At 36.2% G+C, this 11,424-nt stretch carries 11 protein-coding genes; all 11 read right to left on the bottom strand.

The window, feature by feature from the left end; translation table 11 throughout:
- Window positions 1–898, bottom strand: an 898-nt coding sequence (locus RTP52_RS15555) for a glutamate-5-semialdehyde dehydrogenase (RefSeq protein WP_312372366.1), incomplete at its 3' end; no start/stop codon positions are given.
- A 13-nt stretch (window positions 899–911) separates the two neighbouring features.
- Entirely contained in the window at window positions 912–1,481 is a 570-nt protein-coding gene (locus RTP52_RS15550) for a 5-formyltetrahydrofolate cyclo-ligase (protein WP_312372365.1), read from the bottom strand.
- 2 nt (window positions 1,482–1,483) lie between these two features.
- Window positions 1,484–1,693 carry a DUF896 domain-containing protein gene (locus RTP52_RS15545; RefSeq protein ID WP_312372363.1) on the bottom strand — a complete coding sequence of 70 codons (210 nt, stop codon included), beginning with the start codon at window positions 1,691–1,693 and terminating at the stop codon, window positions 1,484–1,486.
- Window positions 1,694–1,953: 260 nt separating this feature from the next.
- A complete protein-coding gene (proB, locus tag RTP52_RS15540; protein ID WP_312104440.1) occupies window positions 1,954–2,802 on the bottom strand; it encodes a glutamate 5-kinase in 849 nt (282 codons plus the stop codon).
- A 155-nt stretch (window positions 2,803–2,957) separates the two neighbouring features.
- Window positions 2,958–4,604, bottom strand: coding sequence for an NAD(P)/FAD-dependent oxidoreductase (locus tag RTP52_RS15535; RefSeq protein WP_312372362.1), 1,647 nt, complete (start codon window positions 4,602–4,604; stop codon window positions 2,958–2,960).
- A 44-nt stretch (window positions 4,605–4,648) separates the two neighbouring features.
- Entirely contained in the window at window positions 4,649–5,872 is a 1,224-nt protein-coding gene (locus RTP52_RS15530) for an NAD(P)/FAD-dependent oxidoreductase (protein WP_312372360.1), read from the bottom strand.
- Window positions 5,873–5,890: 18 nt separating this feature from the next.
- Window positions 5,891–6,571, bottom strand: a complete 681-nt coding sequence (locus tag RTP52_RS15525) for a BofC C-terminal domain-containing protein (RefSeq protein ID WP_312372358.1) — start codon at window positions 6,569–6,571, stop codon at window positions 5,891–5,893.
- 61 nt (window positions 6,572–6,632) lie between these two features.
- Complete coding sequence (locus tag RTP52_RS15520) at window positions 6,633–8,267, bottom strand: putative polysaccharide biosynthesis protein (RefSeq protein ID WP_312104428.1); 1,635 nt, start codon at window positions 8,265–8,267, stop codon at window positions 6,633–6,635.
- 169 nt (window positions 8,268–8,436) lie between these two features.
- Window positions 8,437–9,606 carry a DUF3048 domain-containing protein gene (locus tag RTP52_RS15515; protein ID WP_312372356.1) on the bottom strand — a complete coding sequence of 390 codons (1,170 nt, stop codon included), beginning with the start codon at window positions 9,604–9,606 and terminating at the stop codon, window positions 8,437–8,439.
- Window positions 9,607–9,710: 104 nt separating this feature from the next.
- The gene (ybeY, locus tag RTP52_RS15510; protein ID WP_312104424.1) at window positions 9,711–10,208 is read right to left on the bottom strand and encodes an rRNA maturation RNase YbeY; all 498 of its coding nucleotides are present in this window, start codon (window positions 10,206–10,208) and stop codon (window positions 9,711–9,713) included.
- 21 nt (window positions 10,209–10,229) lie between these two features.
- Window positions 10,230–11,424: HD domain-containing protein (locus tag RTP52_RS15505; RefSeq protein ID WP_312372355.1), on the bottom strand; the 1,195-nt coding region annotated here is incomplete at its 5' end.

Genomic DNA, 11,424 nt, shown 5'->3' with positions numbered 1-11,424 from the left:
CCATTTGAGGACAGATTGCCCTAGCTTTTTCATCTGCACGGAATACAATCTGTTTCTTTGTAAGTCTTTGATAAACTTGTGGTAAAAACTCTTTTAACACATTCTCATGAATAACGAGAGATTCACAAGCGTTACATACTCCCAAACGTTGTGTTTTTGCATTTTCAATAATATCTAGCGCCATATTAAAATCAGCAGATTCATCTACAAAGACATGGCAATTTCCAGTTCCAGTCTCAATTACTGGAATCGTACTATTTGCAACAACTGACTTGATTAGTCCTGCTCCGCCACGAGGAATAAGTACATCTATGTACTCATTTAATTTCATTAGCTTTGTCGCAGTTTCTCTACTGGTATCCTCTAGTAACTGTACTGCATTTTCATTAATACCTATTTCTTTTAATGCCTCTCTCAGTACTTTTACGATAGAAAGGTTAGAATGAATTGCGTCACTACCACCTCTTAATACCACCGCATTTCCTGCTTTAAAGCAAAGTCCAAATGCGTCTGAGGTTACATTTGGTCTGGATTCATAAATGATTCCTATAACACCGATTGGTACACGACGCTTTAATATCTGAAGACCATTTGGACGGATTTCAGACGAAAGGACTTCACCAATTGGATCTTTTAAGGAAACGATCTGACGTAATCCATCTGCCATCTGTTCCAAACGATTGGATGTTAGACGTAAACGGTCAATTAAAGATTCCTTCATCTGATTTTTTTCTGCATTTTCAATATCAAGCTGGTTCGCTGTTAGAATTTCCTTCTCGTGTATAATCAACGCTTTAGCACAAGCCAGCAATCCTTCATTTTTCTTAGTCTGTCCAAGGTGACTTAGTTCACTTGCTGCTGCCTTTGCCGCAGAACCAATCACTAATAGATCCTCCATACTGATACCTCCTTTATATTCTAATTTGACGCTTTTCTGTAACAATTCTATGCATTGGGATATCAAACTGATCTGCTGGTAACTCTTCCTCAATTTGAAAATCATAAGCTATTGCAACTTTTTTCAAATTCGGATTCGGATGTTCAATGAAATATCTATCGTAATATCCTGCACCAAAACCAATTCGATTGCCTATCAAATCAAACGCTAACCCAGGAACAATCATGATTTGCTTTCGCTCGTTCTGCATTTGTCCCAATTTTTTAGGTTCCGGTTCTAGAATACCTAAAGTTCCTGGTAAGAGTTCCTCTAAGCCCTCTATTTGATAAAATTCCATGAACTTTTTATCTAAAACTTTGGGCACATACACACGCTTACCAAATAGGAGCGCACTTTTAATTAGCCCGTGGGTATTAACTTCCTTCCCAAAAGATACATAAGTAAATAAATCATCCGCCAACATAAAATCAGGAAGTTTTAATAATTGTTCTAAAATAGCAGATGATTTTACCTGCGACTCTTCCTCTGACATTTGATCTCTCTTAGCCCTATTCATTTTTCTAAACGTGTTCTTATCCATCATTTTTAATTCTTATCCTTCTTTGCTAAATCGGTTACTGACCCATCTGGATTTAATAATGAGATGTTATTAAGCGTTCCACGCATATTTTGGCGAATCGCAGCAATATATTCCTGACGAAGTTTTTGTTGTTCTGATTTTTCTTCTTCTGACAACCCTTCCGCTTGTGATTTGTGATATAACTCATTAATTCTTTCTATTTTTAATTCATCCATAAGAAATTTTACTCCTATTTCTAACTAATTCTTCTAAGTTTATCTTACTTATACGTATTTTCAATGTTTATTAATTTACTAATACGTATTTTCAATGTTTATTAATCTATAATGAAATTTCCAAGCTTATTCATTACTAACGGGAAATTTCAATGTTTATTAACTTACCATTATTAAATCTAAATCCTTTAAAACAAGAAAAAGCATATTATTCGAACTTTTCTTGCCATAAACAAAATCGTTGTCTTATCGATTCCCTATTATTCTTTCGGATATTGTTTGGTTGAAAGGTAGTCTAACATATTAAAATCTTGATTTTTATGAGCCTTAAACAAAGTTCCAACATTCTTTCCTTCCAAGATATGAGGGATGACACTTAAATCCTCACCATTTGCTATTACCATATCTGCACCAGCATCTGTCGCAATTCGAGCTGCAGATATCTTAGTACTCATGCCGCCAGTACCAACATTAGAACCAGCACCCTTGCCCATCTTTAAGATATTTTCATCAATCACCTCAACGGTATCAATAAAAGTGGCATCTGGATTACTTCTAGGATCATCACTATAAAGTCCATCAATATCGGAAAGTAAAATCAGTAAATCAGCGTCAACTAAAGCAGCAACGATGGCTGATAGCGTATCATTATCACCAAATTCCAATTCGTCTGTTGTAACTGTATCATTTTCATTTACAATCGGTACTATTCCAAGTTTTAATAGCTCATGAAACGTACGCTGTGCATTTTCTCGACTGATATCATTGATCATAGTATACTTCGTCATCAATATTTGTGCTGTTATCTGATTATATTCTGCAAATAACTTCTGGTATACCATCATAAGACGTGCCTGACCAACCGCAGCACATGCTTGCTTTAGTGCTAATTCTTTTGGTTTTTTCATCAATCCAAGTGATTTTCTTCCAACTGCAATAGCACCGGAGGAAACAAGAATAACTTCTTTTCCTTGGTTTGAAAGATCCGTTAGGATTCGTACCAATTTTTCCATTTTTGATAAGTTGAGGTTACCAGTCCCTTGATGTGTTAAAGAGGAAGAACCTATTTTGATTACTATTCTCTGCTTGTGCGTTAGTATTTCTCTCATGTTAAACTAATCCCCTTTCTGACAGGGAGCCATACCCGGTTCCCCATACAAGCGTGAACCCTTTATTCACACTGAAATGCTTACTACATCTGCTTGCAGATGTAGTAAAATATAACTATAAAATAAAATCGCCTTTTCAATTTAACAACTATCCGCTATGGATGATACTTCACTGCCAACGCTTCATATACTTTCATTCCATCTACTGCTGCTGAAACAATACCACCTGCATAACCAGCGCCCTCTCCACACGGGTAGATTCCTTTTCTATTGCTCTCTAAGGTCTCATCCCTCATGATTCGAAGTGGAGAAGAGGTCCTCATCTCTACTCCCGAAAGTATCGCATCTTCATCTGCAAAACCAGGAATATTCTTGTCAAACGCCTGAATACCTTCAATTATTGTTTCTACCATGTAATCTGGTAAGCAATCTCTTAGATTAGCTAAGGTATAATTACCACGAATATTCGGCTTAATATGACCTATTTTAACACTCTCCCTGTTTCTTAACAAGTCTCCAAATCGTTGAACTGGAACTTTCCCCCGTCCAGTCTGATATGCTAGCCCTTCATAGTACCTTTGAAATTCCATTCCAGCAAGCGGTGTATCCACTGCTCCCGGTATCTTGTTAAAATCTTCTGGTCCAACTGTTACGATAATGGCTGAGTTTGCATTTTCTCCTGCTCGGTCATGATAACTCATACCGTTAACTACCAATCTACCTTCTTCCGAAGAAGCATTTACTACATAGCCGCCAGGACACATACAAAAGGAATATACCCCTCTTCCATTCTTGCACTGATGTGTTACCTTATAATCAGCTGCAGATAGGTTTACGTACTCATCACCATATTGATTTTTGCTGATTAGCTCCTGTTTATGTTCCATTCTGACACCAACTGCAAATGCTTTCTTCTCCATCGTAAGTCCACGGCGATATAACATCTCAAAGGTATCCCTCGCACTATGTCCAAGCGCAAGTATTAAAGCTGAGCATGGTATTTTTTCTATGGAAGAATCTGAATTTATCACACCATCAATAAATTTACTTCGATTTCGTTTTGTTACCTCTATTTCGGTAACAACTCCATTTTCTATCAAGACATCCGTAAGTTTCGTATCAAAATAAATCGTTCCTCCACAAGCTTTGATATCTTCTCGAATATTTTTTACCACAGTACTTAATACATCGGTACCAATATGCGGTTTATTCTTATATAAAATCTCTTCTGGTGCGCCATGCTCCACAAGTACCTTTAAGACCTGTCTGATACGTCCTGTCGTATCCTTTACCATGGTATTTAATTTACCATCTGAAAATGTACCTGCTCCACCCTCACCAAATTGAACATTGGATTCAGTATCTAAGCAACTGTCAAGCCAAAACTGATCTACTGTTTTTATTCTCTCTTCTACCGCCTGTCCACGTTCTATTAGAATAGGTTGATACCCATTCTTTGCAAGAAAATAAGTACAAAATAGCCCTGCCGGTCCACTTCCGACAACAATCGGTCGTTCCTTTAAAGAATCGTGTCCCTGAATAGTAAACGAATATTCTGACTCAGTAACCGAAGCTACATTCGCATCTTTTACACGTTTTACTATTTTGCTTTCCTCTTTTGCCACAACGTCAATCGCATATATGTATTTGATTTCCGTTTTCTTTCTTGCATCGATGGATTGCTTTCTAATGGTGATAGATTGAATAATGTCGGGAGTAACTCGAAGTTTTTTATAAACTGCCTCCCTTAGTTCCTTCTCTGTATGATTTATGGAGAGTTTTAATTGGTTAATTCGTATCATATGCTTCCTCCATGTTTTTTTCTATCTACAATGTTTTATAATCTTTATTTTCCTATATGCTGCCCCGCAACTGCTCCTGTGGTCCAAGCCCACTGTAGGTTATAACCACCACAGGTACCATCGATATCGAGGACTTCACCTGTTAAATAAAGCCCTTTCACAAGCTTTGATTCCATAGTCTCTGGATTTACTTCCTCTGTGCTTACTCCACCCGCACTAATCTGGGCATTTTCAAAGCCGTTACTTCCTGTTATCGTAATCGGAAATCTCTTTAATAGACTTATTAAATTGGAATTCTCCTGTTTTGACAACTTCTTTGCACTACTATCCGGATTGATCTTCGCTAATGCTAATAAAGTACTGCTTAATTTATTATTTAATAGCCCAGTGAATAATTCAACTATGGTTTTATATCCCCCGCATTTGATTCTTTCATACCATAAGTTTTGCAATTCATTTTCAGACAAATGAGGGAAAAAGTCAAGCAGTAATTGTGTGTTTTTTCCTTGGTTCACTGAGGCTACTGCATATCTACTCATTTGAAACACGGGGATACCAGAGATCCCATAGTCGGTAAATAAAAATTCTCCGATTTCCTCTGTTACCTTTTTAGCGCCCGAAAAGAGCTCACCTTTTGCATCAATTCTGACACCAGATATCTGCTTAAAGAATTTACCTTCTGCTTTTAGTTGAACTAAAGCTGGAAATGGTTCAACGATTGTATGTCCAAGCTTTCTTAGAATCTTGAGTCCACTACCATCCGAACCCTGCTTCGGCGCAGCCAAACCTCCAGTCGCGATAATTACTCTATCACCACGATATTCCTTTTTCTCCTCTGTACGAATTAAAAATCCGTGTTCTTCTTTTTCAATATTTAAAACATGTTCTTTTAAAAATACATCCACCTTCAATTTTTTTAGCTCCATAGCTAAAACGTCCGCTACCGCCGAAGCTTGCTCAGAATTTGGATATACATACCCGTTTCTTACCTTTGGATAAATGCCCAAAGACTGAAAAAAAGCAATGGTTTGCTCCACGTCAAATTGACGTAGCACTGCCATTGCAAATTCAGGATGAGTTCCACGGTAACAATCCGGTGTTTGTACCTGATTTGTGTAATTACATTTTCCATTTCCTGTAGCAAGAATCTTCTTACCTAATCGTTCCCTATGTTCAATGATAGCAATTCGTTGGCCTCTTCTCGCTGCAAATATAGCAGCCACCATTCCAGAGGCCCCTCCACCGATCACAATACAATCGTATCTCATCCTTACCTCCATATCTTCCTAACTTGAATAACTTTCTAATAGAGAGTATAATTCATCCCTTGTTCTAACATCAATTCCTTTCATTAATTCGTTGCGGTCCTTTTCTGGTAGATTTACTGCATCGATTTCCGTCTGTTCATAAACAGTCTTCCGATCACTATAATAAACAATAACTTTACCGTCTCTTACTGCAACATAATATTGGAATTTATGCATATCTGCATTATAACTCTTACGAATCACAACTTCTTTCGGTGAGAAAGAAAGAAGTTCATACCCATATAGTCCTTCCATTTCTTCAGATATCGGTATTTCCTTCATATAATCACTTAATTTTAAGATAATCTCTCTTCTCGTCAACCCAATCAAATCTGCTGTTGGTGCTAATTCTTCTCTCACTAAATTATTATCTTTTAGTTGATAAGTCTCTAGTACATATATCGTGCTTGGCAATATAATATCTTGTTCATGACTTGCTGTCGAAACTTCTGGTTCTGGTGTCACTTGTACCTGTTGCTGATTGTATAATAGCAGTTCCTGCTTTTTATATTCTTCTAGCGATTTCAGTAACTGATGATCCCTCTCCACTGCTTTTTCGTTAAAATGACTTAATGCCCTTTGAAAACTAATATAATAGCACGTTGTAAAAAACGCACATAATCCTACAAAACCTAAGAAATATCCAACCAATCGCTTCATAGCCTGTTCACACTCCTTTGTCTATGAAGTATTGACTGATTTTCCCCAAATATACTGATTTTTACAACAGATGCAGCTTTTTACATATTATAAGAATACTTCTACCCGCTGGCATCTCTAATAATTCCTCTTCATCCATGATTCGAAGTAAAATAATACTAATACCATATACAATCACGGCAACAATGATAGAGAATATAACACTAATTGCATTGGAATGTAGGATACGATAGGTGAATTCGTAGGAAAAGTAAGCAACAATACCCATTGTAACTGAGGCTGCAAACGGTAATCCAAACGTTTTCATAACTTCTTGCTTATAATTCAATGCCTTCCCCACTGAAATCCAGTTTAAGATACAGACTACTAAGGCGAAGGATATATTACCAATGACTAATCCATAGGCATCTAGCTTTCCTACCATTATTAATAAAATTACAATTGGTATATGAATAACCAGTGAAATAGCTGCATGCTTCACTGGTACCATCATACGGTCAATTCCTTGAAGTACACCATTGGTAATTGTGGAAAGTGCAAAAAATACGACTGCAATCGAACCTAATCGAATTAATTCCGCACTAAGCTCCACATTGCCCTTGTAACCAAACAACATTATAACAATTGGTTTTGCTAAAACCGTTAGACCAATCGCTGATGGAAAAGCAATCAACATATTGAATTTCACTGACATTGCGATCTTTTTATGCAATTCCTTTTGGTCTCCATTTTGATGTGCCATCGCTAACGTTGGTACAATTGCAGTACCAAGAGCGGTTGATATCGCAATAGGAACCGTAGTAAGTAATTTATATTTCGATGAATAGATACCAAAGATTGCTGCACTTTGTTCTTTTAAGATACCACGCTCCTCTGATAACCACGTCCATAATTTTGCATCAATAATACCACTTAAATTAAATACTGTTTGACTTATGATAACAGGCATTGCGGTATAAACAATCGCAGTAAGGGCTTCCTTATAGCTCTCTTGATGTTCTGCTTGATCTTTTTTACATTTTTTCTTTAATATCGGATGATACGCCTGAAAGATTACTGCTAAAAATAGTAAGCCAAATACCGCTCCTGCTAATGTTCCTGCAGTACCGCCGGCAGCACCATAGGCATCAATTTGAACAGAAGCATTGTGCTCCTTCATTAGAAAATAAGCTGCTCCAACACTTACTATCGCATTCACAATCTGCTCTAATAACTGAGAAATTGCAGTAGGTACCATGGTACGTTTTCCCTGAAACAATCCACGAAGTACACCCATAATAGAGAATATAAAAATCGTCGGTGCAAGGACACGAAGTGGAATTGCGATATCCACAGCATTTTCTCCACCAATTAAACCAGCCCAAAACGTTGCTCCAAAATACAATATTGCACTCGCAAATAATCCGACAGAGGTAGATAACGCCATCGCAGATAAGAAAATACGATAAGAATTTTTATATTCTTTCTTCTGATCTCTGATAGACACTAGCTTAGATACTGCTAATGGAATACTGTAAGAGGAAAGCAAAAGAGCTAAATTATATAACTCAAAGGACATGGAATAGTATCCCATCCCGGTATCTCCAACAATACGATTTAGAGGTATCCGGTATAACATACCAATCAATCTGGCTAATATGGAGGATACCGCCAGAATGGATCCTTGTACTAAATATTTATTTTGTTTATTACTCATGAAACTATCCTCCCATGATTTTCTCTAATTTTTTCGTGATTTATATGTCTTGAAACAATAGAATGAAATTTATACAATTTCATTGTTTCCAAAGAGTTTTCCTGTGGTGTAAGAATTTTTAATAAGCTGTCATATCACGATAAACACTTAATTCATGTACATACTGTCCCTACTCTATCATAACGTCAGAGACATGGTTATCTGGAAATACCCCAATATAGGTCTTTCCAGGATTTATGATAAGTTCTTCTCCACTTTTATTATAATATTTCATAAAACGAGTGCTTTCGTTCTTTTTCCATGTAATTGGTATAAAACTTCCGTTGGTAAAATAATATCCTTCACCACTTGCATCTTCAATATCCATCGTCTGATATCCATTTTTATCGATATTCCACTCTTTCACAAATTGGACAATCAGATTTTTATAAGTTAATTGCTCACTTGTATTTGCATCAATATGCTTGTCATCGTATTGATATCTAAGATATTCTTTGGTATTCGAATCATATATAAAATATGGTTTTGCAGTGGAGGAGAATTTTAGAGTGACTTTTCCTGCCAAACTAGCTCCAACTAAATCCTTATCACTATCATAAAATTGATAGTGCCCTTGATAGCCCTCTTCATAGGTTGTACGAAGTTTTCCTTTTTCTAAAGCCCTCTGAATACCATCTAACGATAAAAATGCATTATGTGGTGCTTTAATGCTTTTATCACGATAAAAAGAATTTACTCCGACACCTTCCATACCACTGATGGTATCAATTCCAAGTTTCTTTATCTTTTTTATTGCATAAGAAGTTTGACCATAATGAACAAAGATTGCATCGTATTCATCTGCAAAGCTTACATAATAATGTCTTGCACTTCTTACACTTCCAATGCGCTCCGCGGTCTTTGTCGTCTTATCAATCCCCTCAAAGATTCCCATCAACCTTGTAATTCCACCTTCCACAAGTGCTTCATACAAGATAACCGCATCACCGATTCCACTCTGTGGATTCGCAACCCGAATATTATTAAGCATAACTGCAAAAGGCCGTTGGTTTGCAATTTCTTCCTCAACCCAAAGCCCTGTTAATTTACTGATTGCCTGTCCTTCTCTATTCACTTCTGGCGTTATGATTGGTGTAACTGTTGGCTCTATTGTAGGTGTTAAGGTTGGAAGGATAATAATCGAATTATCCTTTTGTGAATTCTTCTTACACCCAGTTACCAAAACACACAGAAAAAGAAGGCTAAGCAGATAGCCTACTTTTTTCATTTGTGTGAAAGAGCGAGGTTCTTTCACACTTTTATTCTTACAGTCAGTTTGATTCGTCATATTTACATCCATTCTGACGCCTTCGCGCCCTTTAATAACTATGCCACTTGTGTATCCAACTGCCTTTACTAATTGTTGAAATCCTGCATGAGAAGATAGTGTTTTATAAAACTCATTTAACGGCTAAGATGAATTCGATCAAGAATTGCTCGTTGTCGCTCTTCCATGATTTCACGCTCTTCCTCTTCCATATGATCGTACCCACAAAGATGAAGCATACTATGAGCAATTAAAAATCCTAATTCTCTCTTTTCACTGTGACCAAATTCTTTAGCCTGACTAATAACCTTATCCACAGAAACTATAATATCCCCGAGCATTAGCTCTCCAGAATCAGGATGGAAACAATCCTCCTGCTCTTCTTCCACATGGTCAAAATCAGAAGGTTCACCAAACTCTACCATAGGAAAGGATAAAACATCCGTTGGAGCATCAATCTCTCGATATTCCTTATTAATCTCTTTAATTTCCTCATTGTTCGTTAAAACAACATTGATTTCAGTTTCATAGGGACATTCTTCATAATCAAGTGCTGCCTCAATTACTTCCTTAATCAATATTTCTTCATTAAAATCAAAATTCAATTCTGTTTCTTTCTCTATATGAATCGTCATATTAACTCCCATCTGCCTTTATCAAGAATTTAAAATATAAGCTATATTGCTAATATAGAATTCCTTCAAGTTATGAAATTCCTTTATTGAGATACCACTTTCATCCAAAGTACCTTTATTCAATCGAATGGAAAACGTATTTTCAATTACCTTTTCCGCGGTAATGCTTGTCTCACCTGAATTTTTTAGATATAAAATAGTTGAGAAAATATTATCGGAAAGCATTACAATAGCTGCCTCTTTTGTCTTTGGCAGTTCTACTTTAAAATTATGTTGGCGTATCATATCGCTGACTTCTTTTGGTAGTTTATATTGACCTGCAAGCTCTTCTCCATTTTTCACATAATCTGGGCCAAGAAGTCGTCCAATTTCATGATACAAACCTCCTGCAAAAGCGAGATCTTCTTTTGCCCCAATACATCCTGCTGCCTTTTGTGATAGATATGCAATTGATTTGGAATGAAGTAATAATTTAGGCGATTCTTCCTCTAACCGTTTCATTAATGGGAATTGTAGGTCTGCTACTTCTTGAACTGTAAAACATGATTTATTGCCAACCAGCAATTCTTCCTGATGTAAGAAGTTCCCTTCTAATGCTACTGTGTTAAAGTCATTGTTTACTTCTTTTAAAATATCCTCATTCATTACTCCTAAACTTGCAGCAAACTCTTCCTTATCATTCGCTAGTGAAACTATAGAGCTTTTCTTTTTCTGAGAAAATACTTTTATAATACTGCCAGATAAAAAGCTTAACAAAAGAATTAGAAAAACACAAGTATAATAAATAATATTTTTTTTCGTTACTACCTTGTCCAAGGTAAAATCACTCTGAACTACTAACATGGTTATGAATAATGATACCGTTACTAAGATTGCATATAGAAAAGAAATCCATTTTTTTAAGTATTTTGTAAGTAAACAAATAAGGAAAGAAAGAACCAAAGATATCAGTTGCACCTCATATGTATTATTTCCATAAAAAGTAAACATAACCATGCCAAATGATAGTAATAAGGCAAGATTGGTATCTACAAACATTGCAAGTAAGGCAATTCCCAAAATCCAAACTGGGTATTCTAAGATATCAAAATCTACTAGAATATTAGGAATTTGTGGTATTAGTACACTACCTACTGTGATCAAATAACAAAAGCTAATGAACCACCAAGAACATCTTTTTTTTAGTACATTCTTTTGATTTTGATAGAGATAAAAT

It is taken from the genome of Lachnoclostridium sp. (genome assembly GCF_031997925.1).
GTDB lineage: Bacteria > Bacillota > Clostridia > Lachnospirales > Lachnospiraceae > Lachnoclostridium.
This window is presented reverse-complemented; position numbering and strand designations above follow the sequence as displayed.

Coding starts and splice junctions, on each gene's coding strand:
- RTP52_RS15550 (WP_312372365.1), bottom strand. CDS start 1,481: ATGATGGATAAGAACACGTTTAGAAAAATGAATAGGGCTAAGAGAGAT.
- RTP52_RS15545 (WP_312372363.1), bottom strand. CDS start 1,693: ATGGATGAATTAAAAATAGAAAGAATTAATGAGTTATATCACAAATCA.
- proB (WP_312104440.1), bottom strand. CDS start 2,802: ATGAGAGAAATACTAACGCACAAGCAGAGAATAGTAATCAAAATAGGT.
- RTP52_RS15535 (WP_312372362.1), bottom strand. CDS start 4,604: ATGATACGAATTAACCAATTAAAACTCTCCATAAATCATACAGAGAAG.
- RTP52_RS15530 (WP_312372360.1), bottom strand. CDS start 5,872: ATGAGATACGATTGTATTGTGATCGGTGGAGGGGCCTCTGGAATGGTG.
- RTP52_RS15525 (WP_312372358.1), bottom strand. CDS start 6,571: ATGAAGCGATTGGTTGGATATTTCTTAGGTTTTGTAGGATTATGTGCG.
- RTP52_RS15520 (WP_312104428.1), bottom strand. CDS start 8,267: ATGAGTAATAAACAAAATAAATATTTAGTACAAGGATCCATTCTGGCG.
- RTP52_RS15515 (WP_312372356.1), bottom strand. CDS start 9,606: ATGGATGTAAATATGACGAATCAAACTGACTGTAAGAATAAAAGTGTG.
- ybeY (WP_312104424.1), bottom strand. CDS start 10,208: ATGACGATTCATATAGAGAAAGAAACAGAATTGAATTTTGATTTTAAT.